Origin of the sequence: Rhodococcus sp. IEGM 1370 (assembly GCF_033142325.1) — a bacterium.
In the GTDB taxonomy this organism is placed as follows: domain Bacteria; phylum Actinomycetota; class Actinomycetes; order Mycobacteriales; family Mycobacteriaceae; genus Rhodococcoides.
The window spans coordinates 179,689-198,605 of sequence record NZ_JAWLRY010000003.1 but is presented as its reverse complement, the minus strand read 5'-3'; the positions used below and the strand labels follow the sequence as shown (position 1 = coordinate 198,605).

The 18,917-nt window shown below is 66.4% G+C and carries 17 protein-coding genes and 1 riboswitch; of the genes, 13 read left to right on the top strand and 4 right to left on the bottom strand.

Annotated elements, in window-relative coordinates; all coding sequences use genetic code 11:
* The coding region (locus tag R4P47_RS07290) for a DEDD exonuclease domain-containing protein (RefSeq protein WP_317784395.1) at positions 1-1,703 on the bottom strand (1,703 nt) is incomplete at its 3' end.
* A 147-nt stretch (positions 1,704-1,850) separates the two neighbouring features.
* On the opposite strand from R4P47_RS07290, the gene R4P47_RS07285 reads away from it, so the two are divergent.
* From R4P47_RS07285 to R4P47_RS07265, 5 genes are all read left to right on the top strand, one after another.
* Positions 1,851-2,132, top strand: coding sequence for a hypothetical protein (locus R4P47_RS07285; protein WP_317784394.1), 282 nt, complete (start codon positions 1,851-1,853; stop codon positions 2,130-2,132).
* A 115-nt stretch (positions 2,133-2,247) separates the two neighbouring features.
* A riboswitch (cyclic di-AMP (ydaO/yuaA leader) is annotated at positions 2,248-2,409 on the top strand.
* An 18-nt stretch (positions 2,410-2,427) separates the two neighbouring features.
* On the top strand, positions 2,428-2,982 hold the full coding sequence (locus tag R4P47_RS07280; RefSeq protein WP_068052083.1) for a C40 family peptidase: 555 nt from the start codon (positions 2,428-2,430) through the stop codon (positions 2,980-2,982).
* Between the two features lie 308 nt (positions 2,983-3,290).
* Positions 3,291-4,352: an NlpC/P60 family protein gene (locus R4P47_RS07275; RefSeq protein WP_082898910.1), complete on the top strand. Its 1,062-nt coding sequence runs from the start codon at positions 3,291-3,293 to the stop codon at positions 4,350-4,352.
* Positions 4,353-4,383: 31 nt separating this feature from the next.
* Positions 4,384-5,748, top strand: coding sequence for a hypothetical protein (locus R4P47_RS07270; RefSeq protein ID WP_317784393.1), 1,365 nt, complete (start codon positions 4,384-4,386; stop codon positions 5,746-5,748).
* 23 nt (positions 5,749-5,771) lie between these two features.
* Complete coding sequence (locus R4P47_RS07265) at positions 5,772-6,896, top strand: glycosyltransferase family 4 protein (RefSeq protein ID WP_317784392.1); 1,125 nt, start codon at positions 5,772-5,774, stop codon at positions 6,894-6,896.
* Positions 6,897-6,906: 10 nt separating this feature from the next.
* Here the strand turns inward: R4P47_RS07265 and R4P47_RS07260 are convergent, their stop codons facing one another.
* Complete coding sequence (locus R4P47_RS07260) at positions 6,907-8,712, bottom strand: long-chain fatty acid--CoA ligase (RefSeq protein ID WP_317784391.1); 1,806 nt, start codon at positions 8,710-8,712, stop codon at positions 6,907-6,909.
* A 136-nt stretch (positions 8,713-8,848) separates the two neighbouring features.
* On the opposite strand from R4P47_RS07260, the gene R4P47_RS07255 reads away from it, so the two are divergent.
* From R4P47_RS07255 to R4P47_RS07230, 6 genes are all read left to right on the top strand, one after another.
* Complete coding sequence (locus R4P47_RS07255) at positions 8,849-9,241, top strand: polyketide cyclase / dehydrase and lipid transport (protein WP_317784390.1); 393 nt, start codon at positions 8,849-8,851, stop codon at positions 9,239-9,241.
* 133 nt (positions 9,242-9,374) lie between these two features.
* Positions 9,375-9,809, top strand: coding sequence for an SRPBCC family protein (locus tag R4P47_RS07250; protein WP_068052039.1), 435 nt, complete (start codon positions 9,375-9,377; stop codon positions 9,807-9,809).
* A gap of 29 nt (positions 9,810-9,838) precedes the next feature.
* Complete coding sequence (locus tag R4P47_RS07245) at positions 9,839-11,065, top strand: ArsA family ATPase (protein WP_317784389.1); 1,227 nt, start codon at positions 9,839-9,841, stop codon at positions 11,063-11,065.
* A 31-nt stretch (positions 11,066-11,096) separates the two neighbouring features.
* Positions 11,097-11,570, top strand: coding sequence for a hypothetical protein (locus R4P47_RS07240; protein ID WP_317784388.1), 474 nt, complete (start codon positions 11,097-11,099; stop codon positions 11,568-11,570).
* A gap of 55 nt (positions 11,571-11,625) precedes the next feature.
* Complete coding sequence (locus R4P47_RS07235) at positions 11,626-12,600, top strand: ROK family protein (protein WP_037192841.1); 975 nt, start codon at positions 11,626-11,628, stop codon at positions 12,598-12,600.
* A gap of 179 nt (positions 12,601-12,779) precedes the next feature.
* A complete protein-coding gene (locus tag R4P47_RS07230; RefSeq protein ID WP_317784495.1) occupies positions 12,780-13,508 on the top strand; it encodes a lysophospholipid acyltransferase family protein in 729 nt (242 codons plus the stop codon).
* Positions 13,509-13,530: 22 nt separating this feature from the next.
* Here the strand turns inward: R4P47_RS07230 and R4P47_RS07225 are convergent, their stop codons facing one another.
* Positions 13,531-14,823, bottom strand: coding sequence for a glycosyltransferase 87 family protein (locus tag R4P47_RS07225; protein ID WP_411567311.1), 1,293 nt, complete (start codon positions 14,821-14,823; stop codon positions 13,531-13,533).
* An 80-nt stretch (positions 14,824-14,903) separates the two neighbouring features.
* On the opposite strand from R4P47_RS07225, the gene R4P47_RS07220 reads away from it, so the two are divergent.
* Positions 14,904-15,395 (top strand): polyadenylate-specific 3'-exoribonuclease AS, encoded by a 492-nt coding sequence (locus R4P47_RS07220; protein ID WP_094688468.1) that lies wholly within the window; start codon positions 14,904-14,906, stop codon positions 15,393-15,395.
* Between the two features lie 45 nt (positions 15,396-15,440).
* The gene (locus R4P47_RS07215) at positions 15,441-16,826 is read left to right on the top strand and encodes a class II 3-deoxy-7-phosphoheptulonate synthase (RefSeq protein WP_032394396.1); all 1,386 of its coding nucleotides are present in this window, start codon (positions 15,441-15,443) and stop codon (positions 16,824-16,826) included.
* Here the strand turns inward: R4P47_RS07215 and pknB are convergent, their stop codons facing one another.
* Entirely contained in the window at positions 16,827-18,809 is a 1,983-nt protein-coding gene (gene pknB, locus R4P47_RS07210; protein ID WP_317784387.1) for a Stk1 family PASTA domain-containing Ser/Thr kinase, read from the bottom strand.
* Positions 18,810-18,917: the final 108 nt, after the last annotated feature.

Below are 18,917 nucleotides of genomic sequence, written 5' to 3'. Positions count from 1 at the left end.
GCAGGCTCCACTCCTGCCCTCGCGGCTTCTCTCGCCGTCCGACACCACGACTCCCACGAACCCGCCGACCGTGCCGGGCTGCAGTACCCACTGCTCGTGCGCACGATCCGGACTCCGTCCGTGCGCAGCCAGGCCGCAATGAGTCCGACTTCCTCCGGGGGCGCGCCGCGAAGCGGGGTCGTATCGGGCACCACCGTTTCGGCCGACGCGGTGATGGCATCGACGACGGGCATCGGATGCACTCCCCGCGGCGCGACGGCAGCGCCGGCCAGCCGGCCGAAGCGCACCACGATCAACTCCCACCCGCCGTCGGCCGTGCGCTTCGCCGCAACCAGTTCGGCAATGGCGGCCACTGCTGCCGATCGGTGCATCCGGCGCAGTGCATCGACGGTGATCGCGATTCGGTCGCGCAGACGGGCAGCCGTCTCGTACAGCTCCTTGTCTGCGAGCTCGGCGACGCGGCGGCGCATGGAGTACAGAACGGCGTCGTCCTGGCCACACACCAGCGCGAGAAACTGCGTCGGGGCATCGGAGTACTCGTCGGCCGTCAACGGGCCGGACAGTGCCGCAGGGCAACCTCCGACGTCGGTCGCCGGGCACTGGTCACCGTGCCGAACCGAGCGGGCCAGACGGCGAGTGCACGTACGCAGGCGGCAGAACTCCGCGACGAGCGCCGCGGCCTCTGCGGCGTCGCCGCGAACCGAGAACGGTCCGAGGCTGTTCGGTGCCGGGGTGCGGACGATCGACAGGCGAGGGAACGCCTCGTCGGTCAGGGTGATCCACCACCCCTTCCTGGGGAACTTCGAGCGGCGGTTGTACGGCGGGATGTGCGCCGAGAGCAGACGTAGCTCGCGGACTCCGGCTTCGAGCGCGTGTGCACACTCGACGTGGTCGACGCGGGTGGCCAGTGCGACCATCTCCTTCATCCGGCCTCGGGTCTCCGAGCCGGTGAAGTAGTTGCGCACGCGTCGTTTGAGGTTGTTGGACGTACCGACGTACAGCACCTCGTCGGACGGGCCGCGGAACAGATAGACGCCGGGCGTGCCGGGAAGATGGGCGGCCAGCCCGCGTTTGGCGCGCTGGCCGGCCGACACCGCGGGTAGGTAGTCGACCAACTCGGCGTAGCTGTGGACACCCTGATTGCCCACGCGTTCGATGAGGCCGTGCAGAACGTCGACCGTGGCCCTGGCGTCGTCGAGCGCACGGTGGGTAGGCCTTGTGCCGGATCGGAACAGAGTCGACAGCGCGGAGAGCTTCACCGACGGAGCCTCGTCGCGCGTCAGAACTCGGCGAGCCAGCTTGACCGTGCACAGCACCTGGAACCGTGGCCACGCGATGTCGAGACGGCTGGCGGCGGCCTTGAGGAATCCGGTGTCGAAGCCGGCGTTGTGCGCTACCAGCACCGAACCTCTCGCGAACTCGAGGAAACCGGGCAGAACCCGTTCGATGCGCGGCGCACCGATGAGCATCGCCGATGTGATGCCGGTCAGTTCCACGATGTACGGCGGAATGGACCTGCCCGGGTCGATCAACGTGGCGAACTCGCCGAGAATCTCGCCGCCTCGAACCTTGACTGCCCCGATTTCGGTGATGGCCTCGGTGTCCGCGCTACCGCCGGTGGTCTCGAGGTCGACGACGACGAACGTCGTCTCGTGCAGCGGGGTGTCGAGTTCGTCGAACGTCAGCTGGATGGGCAGGCTCACCGGGACGACGTTAGGGCCGACCTCCGACAAGAACGCTCATCGCGCCGTCGAACGTCGTGGTGTCACGGAACCTGTCGGTGCCCGTCGCTATCTTTCGCTGAGTCGGCCGATTCGGCCGCCGGAAACCGTAAAGAGACAAGGATCACAATGATCATCGATTGCAGTGACTGCCTGGTCCGTGACATCGCCTGCGCGGACTGCGTCGTGACGGTGCTTCTGGGGGCTCCGGGGATGCCGTCCGGATCGGACGGACGGCGGGTCGGTCCGCCGTCTCGTATCACTCTCGAGCAGGAGGAACTCGGTGCCATGGGGGTGCTCGCCGATGTCGGTCTCGTGCCCACTCTCAAGCTCGTGGTGAACGACGACGACGTCGCCGAGGTTCCTTTGTTATCGACTCGTGACACACCGGGGGATCAGCGCGCCGGCTAGCGAGAATCGAGCCGAATTCGCTCTCCTCGGCGAGTTGGGGTCGACACGGGGGTATGCCATTTCGTAACCTTCCTGAGACCTTGCGGAGTCTCGCCAGTCCAAACCGGAGTGGCGTCGCAAGTCACCGCCTAATCGTTCACTCGCGAGAGTGTTCGTACCGGGAACCCGATATCTACTGGGGTGAATCCCGCTGAGCCACCACACGGTGGCCGGTGGGTAGGGCTGCTCTTCCCAGCCCGAACCCGTCAGCTAACTCGGTCGGCGGACGATAGGAAGAAACGGAGCACCATCTTTCGTGGCGTCACAACTTTCCAACCGAACATTGCGGCGAGTCCTCGTAGCCGGAGCGCTCACGGCAGGCGTGGTCGTTCTTCCCGCTGCACCCGCAATGGCGGCCCCCCTCACCATTCCCGGCGTCGGAACCTTCGAGATTCCTGACATCCCGGGCCTTCCTCCCCTCAATCTTCCGGGTGTGCCCGCGCCGGGTGCGCCGTTGGCACCGCAGGTCACCCCGGCTGCGAAGGCCGTTCAGGCCGCAGAATCCAAGATCGGAGCACCGTACGTGTACGGCGCTTCGGGTCCGGATTCGTTCGACTGCTCGGGCCTCGTTCAGTGGGCGTACAAGCAGGCCGGCGTCAGCTTGCCCCGTACGAGCTACGACCAGGCGGCCGCAGGCACTCCGGTCTCGCGCGACAGCCTCGCCCCCGGCGACGTCGTCTCGTTCTACGACGGCTCGCACTCGGGCATCTACGTCGGCAACGGCAATGTCGTGCACGCATCCACGTCCGGCGTGCCGGTCAAGGTTGCCCCGCTCGACTCGATGCCGTTCGACGGTGCTCGCCGTTACTGACTCGAGCGATCGACGTTCGTTGTGAACCGACCGACAGGGTCGAGCCGTTCATCGGCTCGACCCTGTCGGCGTATCCGGACACGGACTGCGCGACACGCCGGTCCGGTGGACAGGGAAGGATCCAGTTCGTAATCTGATCGAGACCTGGTCGATGTTTATTTTGTGACCTGTCACCTCGAACCCCCGTCGATTTCGGACCTTGTTCACGTCCGCGCCCGTAAGAGCATCGGTATGGTTCGTTTTCGGTCCACTTTTCCAACCGTTGCCTCGGTCGAGGCAACATCTGTGAGGACGGAGAGTCGCTTTCCGTGGCGATATCGAGATCTACCCGAGCGTTGCGTACGGCCCGAAACTCGGTGGTTGCGCTCGCGTTGACCGCATGCATCGCCGTGGTGCCGACGACGACGGCGACCGCGCAGCCGGGATTCGGTTCGGCATCCGACGCGCAGACCGAACTCGCCGAGCTCTCTCGCCAGTCCGAGCAGACCACCGAATCTCTGCACGATGCTCAGATCGATCTCGACGCCAAGAACCAGCAGCAACTCGACGCTCAGGCCCTCGTCGACCAGAGCCGTGCCGCCGTGGACGCAGCGCAGGCGCAGTTGGAGCAGCTCAAACCGGCCATGGACAAGGTCGCCAACGTCAACTATCAGGGCGCGCGGACCAACCGACTGTTCGCCGTCATGGTCAGCGACTCACCACAGCAGTTGCTCGACCAGATGTCGGCGCTGGACGTCATCTCGGCGGAGACCGCCGACCAGGTCGCCCGATTCAAGCAGGCCAGCTCGGATGCCGAGACCGCCGAGCAGGCCGCGACGACGGCCGCCGAACAGGCACGCGTCGCCGCAGAGCAGGCCAAGGCCGTCAGCGACGATCTCCAGGCCAAGCAGAGCGAGCTGCAGGGACAGATAGCCGAGGTCATGGCCGCCTACAGTGCGCTCTCGTCCTCGGAGCAACTGTCTCTGGCCGGTTCGACCCTGCCCGACGGGTTCGACCCGTCCTCGATTCTGCAGAACCTGACGCCGGGATCTGGTGCCAGCGCGCTGCAGGCCGGCCTCACGCAGATAGGCAAGCCGTACGTCTGGGGCGCAACCGGTCCGGATGGCTTCGACTGCTCCGGGTTGGTCGTGTGGGCGTACAAGCAGGTGGGCAAGACGCTGCCGCGATCGAGTCAGGCGCAGGCGGCGGGCGGAACTCCGGTGGATCAGAAGGATCTGCAGCCGGGTGACGTCGTCCTGTTCTATCCGGACATCTCACACGTCGGAATCTATGCCGGAAACGGCAACGTGCTGCATGCCTCCACATTCGGTGTGCCCGTGAAGGTGCAGTCGATGGCATCGTTCCCGTACTACGGGGCGCGTCGATACTGAGGTCGTGTCTCGACGATCGACGAGTGGCGGCATGAGCACCTCGAACCGACCATCCGGGTTGCACGTCCTCCTCCGATCGTCATGGCGGCGTTGGCTTGTCGTCGTGGTCGTCGTGGTCGTCGTAGTGGTGGTGGCCGTCTCGGTCGTTCTGATTCACCGATTCGACGGTTCGTCCGCGGCAGGGACCGCCGAGGTCACCGTCGGCCAGGACCCGCCGACCTACGATCAGCAGCGCCGCGCCGATGTGACCGTCCTCCTCGACCAGTGGGCGCGCGCGGTTCGTTCCGGTGATCTAGACGCACTGCGCGATGTGATGGATCCGCAGGCCGACCCCGGCTTCGTCGAAGCGCAGCTGCGCCGGGCAGCAGTGGTACCCGGCGTCCCTTTCGCCGAATTCGGCTACGACCTGGGCGACGAGCCCGAGACCCCGGTGCCGCCGCCGATCGCCGCGGCGCTCGATTCCACCGATGTCTGGGCACCCTCGGTGTATCTGCGGTACGCGGTCACCGGCCCGGACGCATCGCCGACGCGTCGGCCGGTCTCACTCGTCGTCGCCGAGCGGGACGGTCGATGGCGGTTGGTCGACGACGCGGATCTGACCGAGTATCGACGCCACACCTGGCGTGGGCCGTGGGACTTCGGCCCTCTCACCGTGCGTTCGGTGCCCACCGCGGCCGGGACATCGGTGGTCATGGGTCATCCGGACCGCGACGAGTTCGTCGAGAACCTTGCGGCCGAACTTCCGTCGGCAATCGCGGCCGTCACCGACTTCTGGGGAGACGACTGGGCGCGCGACGGGCTGGTTTTCGTCGCATCCTCGGCGGAGGAGTTCGCCGAACTGACGGGGTCCGATCCCTCCACCGACGTGGCTGCGGTGACGGTGTCCGACGCGGTGGCGGCCGACGGCTCCCGTCCGACGGGTCAGCGGGTGGTGTTCGGTCCCGACGCCGCGTCGAGGTTGACGCCGTTCACCGTGCGGTCGGTTCTGCGGCACGAGTTGACGCATGTGGCGGCGAGGGCGCGGACGTCCGACGGTACGGAATTGTGGGTGTCGGAGGGGTTCGCCGACTATTCCGGGTATCGAGGGTCCGGTGCCGACTTCGCGCAACTCGCACCCACTCTCGCGGCGATCGTGGCGGCGGGTGGGCCGCCGACGGTGCTGCCGAAGAACGAGGATTTCGGTGCGGGTGGTGCCCGGTCGAGTGTGGCCTACGAATCGGCCTGGTCGGTGTTCGCATTCGTGGCCGACCGGTTCGGGGAGTCGACCTTGCGCTCCCTGTACGAAGCGCTCGCGTCCGAGAGCCCCACCGATTCTGCATTCGAGTCGGTGCTGGGACTCGACCGGGCACAGTTCGTGGCCTCGTGGGGTGACTGGGTGGCTCGCCAGGCCCGCTGAGACGGGGCGCTACGGTTGACGCCATGCGTCGTACCCTGCTCGTGACGAACGACTTTCCTCCTCGCCCGGGTGGTATTCAGTCCTACTTGCACAGCTTCGCCTCGCAGCTGCCGGCCGACGAGCTGGTGGTCTACGCCCCCCGCTGGCGCGGCGACTCGCACGAGAAGTTCGATGCCAGGCAGTCTTTCGAGGTGATCCGGCATCCGACGACCCTGATGTTGCCGACTCCGCTCGTCGCGCGTCGTGCGGCTCGAATCCTGAAGTCCCGAGGCTGCGATTCGGTGTGGTTCGGTGCGTCGGCTCCGTTGGCAGTGATGTCGTCGTACCTGCGCAAGGCCGGGGCCGATCGCATCGTGGCGAGCACACACGGTCACGAGGTCGGATGGTCGATGGTGCCGGGCGGGCGGGCGACCCTGCGCACGATCGGCGAGAACACCGATGTGGTGACCTACGTCAGCAAGTACACCCGGGGGCGATTCAGCTCGGCGTTCGGGCGGACCGCCGCCCTCGAACATCTGCCGCCCGGTGTCGATACCGATCGCTTCGTGCCCGACGACGCAGCGCGCGCGGAACTTCGTGCCCGCTACGGCCTCGGTGATCGCCCCACCGTTCTGTGCCTGTCGCGTCTGGTTCCGCGCAAGGGTCAGGACGTCCTGATCCGGGCGCTCCCGGGGATCCGCCGGGCCGTCGACGGAGCGGTTCTGGTGATCGTCGGCGGCGGGCCTTACGAGAAGACTCTGCGCGAGCTCGTCCGATCCACCGGCATGGAGCAACACGTGGTGTTCACCGGCACCGTGCCGTCGGCGGAGCTCGCCGCCCACCACACGATCGCCGACGTGTTCGCGATGCCGAGCCGAACCCGAGGTGCCGGTCTCGATGTCGAAGGTCTCGGCATCGTCTACCTCGAGGCGTCTTCCTGCGGTGTACCCGTAGTCGCGGGCATGTCCGGGGGTGCGCCGGAAGCGGTGCAGCACAACAAGACCGGCCTCGTCGTCGACGGCACGTCCGTCTCGGACACCACCGACGCGATCGTGCGAATCCTGTCCGATCGCGCGCTGGCGACGCAGATGGGCAACGCCGGCCGCGACTGGGTGGACGCGGAATGGCGCTGGGACGTGCTGACCGAGAAACTGCGTTCGTTGATCTAGGCAGTACGGCTCAACGGGAGTAGATCGACTCGATCTCGTCGGCGTACGACTTGGTGATGACGTTGCGCTTGAGCTTCATCGTGGGAGTGAGCTCGCCGTTCTCCTCCGAGAAGTCGTGGGGGAGAAGTCGATACTTCTTGATGGACTCCGCATGCGAGACGGACTTGTTCGCGTCGGCGACGGCGGCGTCGATCTCCGCGACGAGTTCGGGGTCCGTCTGCAGATCCGCCGCGGTGGCGTCGGCTGCCTTGCCGTGTGCGGATTTCCAGCGATCGAACGCATCCGGATCGAGGGTGATGAGCGCGCCGATGAAGGGCTTCTGATCGCCCACGACGACGGCCTGGCTGATCAGTGCACCCGCCCGCAGGTGGTCTTCCAACCCGGCGGGTGAGACGTTCTTGCCGCCTGCGGTGACGATCAGTTCTTTCTTGCGACCCGAGATCGTGATGTAGCCGTCGTCGTCCACGGAACCGAGATCGCCGGTGCGGAACCAGCCGTCGTCCAGCGACTCGGCGGTCGCGGTCTCGTTGCGCCAGTAGCCGTCGAACACGACCGGTCCGCGGAGTTGGATCTCTCCGTCCTCGGCGATGCGCACGGTGTTGCCGGGCAGTGGACGCCCGACGCTGCCCACGCGTTGGAATCCGATGGTGTTGACCGCGAACGCCGCCGTGGTTTCGGTCAGTCCGTAGCCCTCGTAGATCGTCACGCCGATGCCCCGGTAGAAGTGGCCGAGTCGGGAACCGAGGGGCGCTCCGCCGGAGATCGCGAGTTCACACTTGCCGCCGAGCGCTGCTCGCAGTTTGCCGTACACCAACTTGTCGAACACGGTGTGTTTGGCGCGCAACACGATTCCCGGACCGCCCGTATCCTGCGCTTCACTCCACGCCACTGCGCATTCGGTGGCGAGGTCGAAGATCTTTCCCTTGCCGTCGGCGTGCGCCTTCTGCTTGGCGGTGTTGAAGACCTTCTCGAACACTCGCGGAACCGACAGGATGAAGTCCGGTTGGAACGTGCCGAATGTCGCGACGAGATTGGGGATGTCGCTGGTGTGGCCGATGGTGACCCCGGCGTCGAACGACGCGATCGACACTGCACGTGCCAGGACGTGCGCGAGCGGCAGGAACATCAGCGTGCTGCGGCCCTGTGTCATCAGCGATTTCAGCGACGTCTCACGAATCCCGAGTGACTCGGCGAGCAAATTCGCGTGGGTCAGCTGGACGCCCTTGGGGCGACCGGTGGTTCCCGAGGTGTAGATCAGGGTTGCCGGGTCGGACGAGACGAGTGTCGAAACCCGTTGGTGCACCTCGTCTTCGGTGACTTCGGCACCACCGTCGAGCAGTGCCTGCACAGCGTCGGTGCCCGCCGAGTTCGCGATGACGAACGTCTGTCGGACCGACGGGGCTGCTGCCACAACGGACTTCGTCTCCTGCACATGCGCGTCGTTCTCGAGAATCAGTAGGACCGGCTCGGCGTCTTCGAGGATCCACTCGACCTGACCGGCCGAGGACGTCTCGTAGATCGGTACCGTCACACCGCCCGCGGCCCAGATCGCGTAGTCCACGACCGACCACTCGAATCGCGTCGACGACATCAGTGCGACCCGATCGCCCTGCTCGATGCCTGCGGCGATCAGACCCCGTGCCACCCCCACCACCAGGCGCTCGAACTCGGCGGCGGTGACGTCGACCCATTGTCCGTCCACTGTGCGTCGGAACACCACCGCGTCCGGCGAGGTGCGGGCGCGAGCGAAGACGGTATCGACAGCCGAGTCGGTGTCCGCGATGGCGTATTTGGCGGCGACGGTGAACTCGCGCACGGGATTACCTCCGGATAGAACTTGGGGAGAACGAAAGTCGATAGCTCGGCTTCACAGATACTCTAGACCCGGGCTCCCGGCGTCGAAATACGCCTCGACGCGCACGGCCCCCGACCCGGTGTGTGAAGCTCTGTCGATGAGCAGTATTCAAGTTGCGGATCAGACATTCGTGGCCGCCCCCGGCGTGCGGGTGGCGCAGGCGTTCGCGTCGCCTGCACGGTGGCGTCGATGGTGGCCGGATCTGAACCTGACGATCACCGAGGACCGGGGTGAGAAGGGGATCCGCTGGGCAGTGCGCGGCGGTGTGGTCGGAACGATGGAACTGTGGCTCGAGCCCGCGCTTGACGGGGTGATCGTCCATTACTTCCTGCACGCCGAACCCGCCGCGGGCGCCGACGTGGCAGCGCACGAACACGCCCGGCGGGTGGCCGGACGTGCGATAACGTTCGAGCTCAAGCGAGAGCTCGAGGCCGGTCGGTCTGCAGGTGAAGCACCCCACCACGTAGCGTCGACTTCAGCTCGCGAATGAACCGCGCGGTACGGTCGGCCGGTTCGCATTGTGCGTCGGCGGATCGATCGTGTGAGATAGGCCTGCGCGAGTTCTGCGGCACCGAAGCGAACCGAGCTGATCGAAGTACCCGAGAGGAAGCGGACCAGTAGTCATGGCGGAGAAAACCCAGAGGTCGATCGTCGTCGAAGCTCCATCGAGCCGGGTCATGGACGTCATCGCCGATTTCGACGCGTACCCCACGTGGGTGTCGGCCGCGAAGTCCGTCGAGGTCCTCGAGGTCGGTGCGGACGGCCGCGGCAAGCGGGTCAAGTTCGTGCTCGACGCCGGGATGGTGAAAGACACCTACGAGCTCGAGTACGACTGGGCAGCCGACGGCAATTCGGTCTCCTGGAACCTCGTATCGGGCGAAATGCAGAAGTCGCAGAACGGCTCGTACACGTTGAAGGAGACCGGCAGCGGCACCGACGTGACGTACGAGCTCACCGTGGATCTGAACATTCCGATGATCGGTCTGTTCAAGCGCAAGGCAGAAAAGGTCATCACCGACACTGCACTCAAGGAATTGAAGAAGCGGGTCGAAGGCTGAGCGAAGCTCGCACCGAAGCCCGCACCACGGTGTTGCTGTTCCTCGGCAAAGGTGGTGCGGGTAAGACGACGCTGGCGGCTGCGTCGGGGCTACGACTCGCCCAGGCCGGTGAACGGGTTCTGATCGCGTCCGTCGACCAGGCTCACTCGCTCGCCGATGCATTCGCGGGGGACGCCGAGGTCGAGGATTCGTCCGGTGTTCGTTCGATCGCACCCGGCCTCGACATCCTCGAGATCGATACGTTGAGGCTGCTCGAAGCCCGGTACCGGGGTTTGGGCTCACTGTTGGCCGTGGCGTCCGCGGGACACGAGCACGGGGTGAGCTTCGGGGCGATAGAACCGGAGGAGCTGCTCGGTCTGCCCGGAGTCGAAGAGCTGCTCGGCATGCACGAGATCAGCCGTCTTGCGGACGAGAATCGCTGGGACACAGTGATAGTCGACCTTCCCGCATCGGCGGATGCCTTACGTACCCTGCAGTTGCCCGACACAGTCGCCGCATACGTCGAGCGGATCTGGCCTCTGCACGCTCGGATGGTTGCGGGCACCGGTTCCGATGTGCGGCTCACTCTCGTGGTGGCGATGATCGAGCGAATCCTCGCGCAGATCGACTCCGTCCGGTCCCTGATCACCGACGCCGACCGTACCGGGGCGACCGTGGTCGTCACCGCCGAACAGCTCTCGATCGTCGACGCGGAACGAACTCTGTCGGCAGCTGCTCTGCTCGGAATCAGAATCGATCGCGTTCTGGTCAACAGAATCCTGCCGAAGCTCAACGCATCGTCGGTCGGCTTGGTGGGCGCTCATCCGGCCGTGTTCTGGTTCGAGAGGTGGCGGGCGGCGCAGCTCGACGCGGTCGCCGAGCTGCGCCGACGCATCGGTACCGTGCCGATCGTGGAGGTGGAGCAGGCTCCCGGTGAACCGGTAGGGTTGGGGCCCTTGCAAGATGTGGCCGATCGCCTCGAACCGGACTTTCTCGAACGGCGCGCGCCGGGCTGGGGTGAGCAGCCTTCGGTCGTGCTCGAGTCGGGTGGCGGACTCGAATCCGTGTACGCGATGAGAATGCTGCTGCCGGTGGTGGATTCGACGACCTTGGGCCTGGGGCGAGTGGAGGACGACTTGATAGTGAGTGCCGACGGGAGGCGACGGCGCATCAGATTGGCGTCGGTGCTGCGTCGGTGCGTGGCCGACTCCGCCGAACTCGACGGACCGTGCCTGGTGGTGCGTTTTCGTCCGAACCCCGACGTGTGGCCGCTGTGACTCCGACAACCCCGACGGCCGGGGTGTCGCGATGACCTCGGACCATTCCGAGCTTGGGGCGGACCTGCTGGCCCTGGCCGAGACCGTCCTGACGCGACTCGAGCCGATCCTGCGTCGCGTCGCCGAGACGCAGCAGGACCGTGACCGCCAGGGATGCAGTTGGTGTCCGGTCTGCGCTCTCGCGGCACTGGTGCGCGGGGAGCGCCACGATCTCGTCGAGCTCGTGGCCTCCGAGAGCGCCGTGGTGATCGCGCTGTTGCGTCAGTTGCTGGCCGATCACACGACCTCCGGGGCGACGCACTCCGCAGCGCAGACGCCGCCGACCTCGCCGCCACCGGGGACTGCGGCCGAGCCCGGGTCCGGTAGTGCCGGTGTCCCCTCGGACCCCGCGGAGGTCGCGGACGTGTCGATCGACACGAAACTTCAGGACGACCGTCCCGCTTCGTTCGTTCCGATTACCGTTCGAGTGAAGAATTCGCGTTCGGACGAGCAGGAGCGTCCGTGATCGAAGCGACTCGGGTGCAGCCCGCACGGGGGACGGGCGAGGAAGGCATGAACGAATGAAGCGGCACCACCAGCGACTGACGGTAGGCATCGACGTGGGCGGGACGAGCCTGCGCGCGTCCGTCGTCGACGAGGACGGGCAAGTCCTCGATTCGACGGCCGCTCCCACCCCGCACACTGCGCGCGCGCTCGAACGCGGTCTCGACCGCGCCGTGCAGGAGCTGGCCGGGCGACACGACATCGCGGCCGTCGGGCTCGCCGTCGCCGGGTTCATCGACTCCGATCGCACAACGGTTCTCTTCGCCCCGCATCTGCCGTGGGTGAACACCCCTGTGGCGACCGAGATGAGCATGCGCATCGGTCTGCCGGTCTTGCTCGAGCACGACGCCAATTCTGCGGCGTGGGCCGAGTATCGCTTCGGTGCGGCGTCCGGGGGTCGCAATGTGGTGATGGTGGCCATCGGCACCGGCATCGGCGCGGCCCTGTTGATCGACGGCAGGATCTATCGGGGTAGCCACGGTGTGGCACCGGAACTCGGTCACATCCAGGTCGTGCCGGACGGCCGGGCGTGCCCGTGCGGCAAGCGCGGTTGTTGGGAGCGGTACTGCAGCGGCACCGCTCTGGTGGACACCGCAGTCGAGTTGCTGGCGGCGGACCCGGCGTCCTCGACGACGCTGGCACGTGAGGTGTTCCTCGACCCGGGTTCGTTGACCGGCCGCCGAATCGCCAGTGCCGCGCACGAGGGTGACTCGATCGCCCGCCGCACGATGGAGGACTTCGCGCAGTGGCTCGGCGTCGGGCTCTCGATGGTCAGCGACGTGTACGACCCCGATCTGATCGTGCTGGCCGGTGGAGTGGCGACGTCGTCGAGTCAGTTCCTCGCTCGCGCGACCGACAAGTACGCGGAGCTGGTGACCGGTGCGGGGCATCGCCCCCTGGCGCGTATTCGCAGTACTCAACTCGGTGAGGCAGCAGGCATGATCGGGGCCGCGGAGTTGGCCCGGGCGCAGTTCGTCACCGGCGTTCGCTGACGGTTCTTCGACTGCTTTCTGTGACCTCGGTCCTGGTGTCGGCGATGATGTGGCTGGTGTCATAAACCGTGGGTACAGTTCACTACGCGGCACGGTTCGAGGACGCACGGCCGCAGTCGATTCGCTTCAGGGCGAGGCGGCACCAAACGATTTCCCGACCATCATCAGGGAGCATGTCAATGTGGTACTGGCTGGTTAAGTACATTTTCGTCGGCCCCCTTCTCATCGCCCTGGGTCGGCCCACGATCGAGGGTGCGGAGAACATCCCGACGGAGGGGCCGGTCATTCTGGCCAGCAACCACAAGGCCGTTCTCGATTCTTTCTACCTTCCGCTCAAGACGCCTCGACGCATCACCTTCCTCGCCAAGAGCGAGTACTTCACCGGACCGGGACTCAAGGGCAAGTTCCAGAAATGGTTCTTCACCGCCGTCGGGCAGGTGCCGATCGATCGCACCGGAGCGGACGCGGCACAGGACGCACTCAACGCAGGCGTGCGCGTGATCGAAGCAGGCAAGGTTCTCGGTATCTACCCAGAGGGCACTCGGTCACCCGACGCGCGGTTGTACAAGGGCAAGACCGGAATGGCGCGTCTGGCACTGCAGACCGGAGTTCAGGTGATTCCGGTCGCGATGATCGGTACCGAGAAGATGAACCCGATCGGTTCGCGCGTGTGGCGTCCGGCGAAGGTCACCATCCGGATCGGCAAGCCCATCGACTTCTCTCGCTTCGAGGGGATGGCCGGCAACCGTTTCGTCGAGCGTGCGGTGACCGACGAAGTGATGTACGACCTGATGTTGCTCTCCGGTCAGGAGTACGTGGACGTGTACGCCGCATCGCTGAAGAAGGCTGCACCCGAGGCGGAGTCGACTCCGACCGCGCAGCGGATCCCGGATTCCAAGGCGAGCTGAATCTGCTCGACCCGCTCCGTGATCAGACTGCGGAGCGGGTGCCGACTGTCGTATCGGTCCGGTCGGTCCAGCCGATCGCGGCCACCGCGATGATGGACGCGAGCGCCCACCACACGTAACCCGAGGCCGCGAACTGATCCACGAGCGGCCAACCGAGACCGCTCCAACGGCCCTCGCCGAGCTTCCAGTGCGGCGGGTAGACCATCAACGCCAGCCCAACGGCCACCAGAGTTGCCAACAGCGCACTGCGGCGTCGGTAGCCGAGGAAGGCGAGCACCACGGTGAACGGGATGGCCCACACCCAGTGGTGTGACCAGGAGACCGGCGACACCAGCAGACCGAACATGGCGTTGATCGTCAGGGCGAGAGCAGTCTCGCCCGCGGCGAACGCCTTTCGCATCGCTATCGCCGCGATGGCAAGGACCACGACCGACAACGCGAGCCACAGGATCGACCGAGGCAGTTCGTCCAGCCCGAGCCGCGCGAGCACTCCGGTGATCGACTGGTTGGGCGGGTAGGCCGGACCGCCGATTCGATCGGAATCGACGATCGTCTCGGTCCAGTACTTCACCGAGTCCGACCACGTCAGCGCGAAACCGACCGCGGTGAACACCGCAAAGCTCAGGACCGATACAACCGCGGCTCGAAAGTCCTTGCGCAACAAGAAGAACAGTACGAACACCGCGGGGGTGAGCTTGACGGCAGCCACGAGTCCGATCAGCACACCTCGGGGCCACGGCGTCTTCTTCGGCAGGCAGTCCAATGCAACGAACGCCATCAACACGATGTTGATCTGCCCGTAGTTCAGCGTCGAGGTGACCGGCTCGAGGAGCAGCACGGCCACGGCGAAGACTGCTCCGGCAGACCACCACACGAGCGTGCGAGGACGCAGTCCGAGCGAGGTGAGGGTCGCCACCACGGTCACCAGCAGCAGGAGCATGGACAGCACGGTGACCGCGATCGAGGCGGCGTACAGCGACACCGACGACAGCGGGCTGAAGATCGCCGCGGCGATCGGGGGATAGGTGAACGGCAGCGTCGTACCGGTCGCGATCGGCGGCAGCTGACCGTAGAGATCCCCGCCCTCGGCGAACACCTGACCGCCGAGTCGATACACGTCCAGATCGAGTCGGTAGTGCTCGCCGAGCTTACGCAACCCCGGAAAGCCGTTGAGATGGAACAGCACGCCGACGAGAGCACCGATCAGGACGAGAACCCTGCTCGACGCCACCGCCCAACTCGGCCACCGGCGTCGCGTCGGCGCCGCAGGCTCCGATGCTTCGGCGACCGGACGGTTGGTGTCGGGCGGAGTCACTGGCGTTGCCTTTCAGGGCTGTTCGGATCGGGGCTACCGGCACGCGGGGGACGTGTCGGGGACGCGCTAGGGTGAGCCGCGTGCGCTACTTCTACGACACAGAGTTCATCGAGGATGGTCGCACAATCGAGTTGGTCTCGATCGGTGTGGTGTCGGAGGACGGCCGCGAGTTCTATGCGGTGTCCTCCGAGTTCGACCCCGAGCGCGCCGGCCGCTGGGTTCGACGCAACGTGCTTCCCAAGCTGCCACCGTACTCGTCGCCGCTGTGGATGAGCAGGTCGCGAATCCGGGACGAACTGCTCGAATTTCTCGTTCCGCACTACGGTGCCGAGGTCGAACTGTGGGCGTGGGTGGCGGCGTACGACCACGTGGCGCTCTGCCAGCTGTGGGGCTCGATGACCGAGTTGCCGCGTTCGCTGCCGCGGTTTACCCGCGAGCTGCGCCAGCACTGGGAGGATCGCGGCAGTCCCGAGCTGCCGTCGGTGCCCGACGACGCTCACGATGCCTTGGCCGACGCGCGGCACAATCTGGCGAAGTTCCAGACGATCGAGGAGTACTCGCACCGCGGGTGAACACCCGTTGTCCTGCGGCTTCGGCGGTGCGAATATCCTGTAGCCGTGAACTGGACTGTCGACGTACCCATCGATCGCTTGCCCGACCTGCCGCCGTTGTCGCCGACGCTGCGCTCTCGATTGGACGATGCGTTGGCCAAGCCGGCTGCGCAGCAACCGCAGTGGGATCCCGAGCATGCTGCCGACATGCGCAAGGTGCTCGAGAGCGTGCCACCGATCACCGTCGCCGGTGAGGTGGAGGCGTTGTCGGACAAGCTCGCCGCCGTCGCTCGCGGTGAGGCCTTCCTGCTGCAGGGTGGCGATTGCGCCGAGACGTTCGTCGACAACACCGAGCCGCACATCAAGGGCAACATCCGCACGCTGCTGCAGATGGCTGTGGTGCTCACCTACGGCGCGAGCATGCCGGTGGTCAAGGTCGCCCGTATCGCCGGTCAGTACGCCAAGCCGCGTTCGTCGAACATCGACGCGCTCGGTCTGCAGTCCTACCGCGGCGACATGATCAACTCGCTCGTCGCCGACGAGAGCGTCCGCGGCCACGATCCGTCACGACTGGTGCGCGCGTACGCCAATGCCAGCGCGGCGATGAACCTGGTCCGCGCACTCACCGGTGCAGGCATGGCGGATCTGCACAAGGTGCACGACTGGAACCGCGAGTTCGTCGCCCAGTCGCCCGCCGGTGCGCGCTACGAGGCGCTCGCGGGGGAGATCGATCGCGGCCTGCGCTTCATGGATGCCTGCGGCGTCTCCGACCCCAACCTGCACACCGCGCAGATCTTCGCCAGCCACGAAGCACTCGTTCTCGACTACGAGCGTGCGATGCTGCGTCTGGACAACACCGACGATCACCCCAAGCTGTACGACCTGTCCGCGCACTTCCTGTGGATCGGCGACCGCACCCGCCAGCTCGACGGGGCGCACATCGCGCTGGCCGAGCTGATCTCCAACCCGATCGGTCTCAAGATCGGGCCCACGACCACGCCCGAGATGGCCGTCGAGTACGTCGAGCGGCTCGACCCGACCAACAAGCCGGGACGTCTGACGCTGATCTCACGCATGGGCAACGGCAAGGTACGCGACATCCTGCCCGCCATCATCGAGAAGGTTCAGGCCACCGGCCACCAGGTCATCTGGCAGTGCGATCCGATGCACGGCAACACTCACGAGGCCTCGACCGGCTACAAGACGCGCCACTTCGACCGCATCGTCGACGAGGTCCAGGGATTCTTCGAGGTGCACAACGGCCTCGGAACGCATCCGGGCGGAATTCACGTCGAACTGACCGGCGACAACGTCACCGAGTGCCTCGGCGGTGCCCAGGACATCTCGGACCTGGACCTCGCCGGCCGGTACGAGACCGCCTGCGACCCGCGTCTGAACACGCAGCAGAGCATCGAACTGGCATTCCTCGTCGCCGAGATGCTCCGCGACTGATCAGGGTAGCGAGACGACCATGACCTCGGAGCCCGGTTCCACCCGAGAACCGGCTCCGGGGCTCTGGGTGATGACCAGCGACCCGTCGGTGTCCACCACCTGACGGACGTCGATCGTCAGGCCCAACGTCTCGACGGCGGTCCGGGCCGAGCCGACCGAGCGACCCAGCAGCGACGGCACGGTGACGGCGTTGGACACCTCGAGCGCAGCGGTGGTCCCGGATCGCACCGTCTGCCCGGCCTCCGGCGTCGTTCCTATCGCCCTGCCGCCGTCGGTGTCCTCGTCGAACGTCTCCCGAACCTCGCCGACGGTGATGCCCACCGATTCCAGCGTCGTCCTGGCCTGGTCGACGCTCTGCCCGCGTACGTCGGGGACCTCGACCGGCGGTGCCCCCTTGCTGCGCAGTACCGTGACCGAGCTTCCCGTGGTCAGCACGGTGCCGGGCGGTGGGTCCAGGGCTGCGACGCCGCCGATCGGAGCGGACGTGCTGAAGGCCTCGCCGCCGTCGACGGGTGTGAACGTTCGGTCTCGCAGTTGCTGTTCCATGTCGTCGACGGATGCGCTCGTGTCGATCGAGGGAACGGTGGGGCGACCCAGCGACACCAACAGAAACACCGTGTCGCCCTTGGCGATTCGTGATCCGCCGGTGGGATCGGTGCCGATGAGAAGGTCGGTGTCCACCGAGTCGGAGTAGGTTCCGCGCACCGTGGCTTCGAGACCGGCGGCTTCCACGGCACTGGTGGCACCGGTGGTGTCGAGCCCGTCCACCATCGGGACTGCGGTGTAGCGACCCGATCCCATCCACCATCCGCCGAAGCCGACCAACACCGCGAGCAGGGCGACGACGAGGAGCCAGATGACGATCGCTCGGCGCGAGCGCTGGCGGTCGGCGTCGAAATCGGGGAACTCGTAGTGCCGCCTACCGGTCGGAGGTGGCCCGGCGGGCGGCACCTCGGCGATGTCCTGGCCGTGGTCGATGCCCCGCGATGTGGGCGAGGTGACCACCCTGGTGTGCTGCACCCCGTGTTGCGGAGGTGGGGGCGGCGAAGTGTCCACGACCTGGGTGCGAGCGGACGGCGGACGGTTGCCCGCGACCGTCGTCGGTGCTCCGGCTGCGGCCGAGCTCAGGTGCTCGGCCGAGCGCTTGGGTGCCGGCACTCGGTACTCGGGCAGCGCCAGCGCCGACGCGGCTGCGCGCAGGGCCCGGGCCATGTCGTCGGCATTGCGGTACCGGTGTTCCGGGGCGCGGACGGTGGCACGCTGGACCACCTCGTCGAACTGCGGGGGGACGCCTGCGATGAGGGTGGAGGGCAGCGGTACGTCGTTGTCGATGCGCTGGTAGGCGATGGACAGCGAGGTGTCGCCGGTGAACGGCGTGCGTCCGGTCAGCAGCTCGAACAACACGACACCGACGCCGTAGACGTCGCTGCTCGCGGACGCGGAACCGGTGGTGACCTGCTCGGGAGACAGGTACGCGGCGGTGCCGAGAATCACACTGCTCGACGTCACGGTGGAGGCCGCTATGGCTCGGACGAGTCCGAAGTCGGCGATCTTCACGTCGCCGTCGTCGCTGATCAGGATGTTCTCGGGCTTGATGTCGCGGTGCACCAGACCGGCTCGGTGGGCGACGGCGAGTGCGTCGAGAACCGGCCGGATGACGGCCGCTGCAGCATGCGGAGGCATCGGTCCGCGCTCGCGCAGCAGCTCACGCAGAGTTCCGCCCTCGACGAGTTCCATGACGAGGAAGGCGTGTTCGCCGTCCCGACCGTGGTCGTAGACGGCGACGAGGCCCGGGTGACTGAGCCTGGCCACGGCCCGCGCCTCGAACTCGAAACGCTGGACGAACTGTGGGTCCTCGGCGAACTTCGGGTCCATGATCTTCACCGCCACGGGGCGGTCGAGCCTGGTGTCGAGTCCGCGGTAGACCGTCGACATACCGCCGCGCGCGATCGGTGCGTCTATTCGGTATCGACGATCTAGCATCGAACCCGGTATCACCGAACCTCCCCTCGTAGTCCACTGGTCTTCCGGCGTTCGACGCCGGATGCTGAAGTCGATCGTATCGGTGCAAGAGATGCCGACCGACGATCG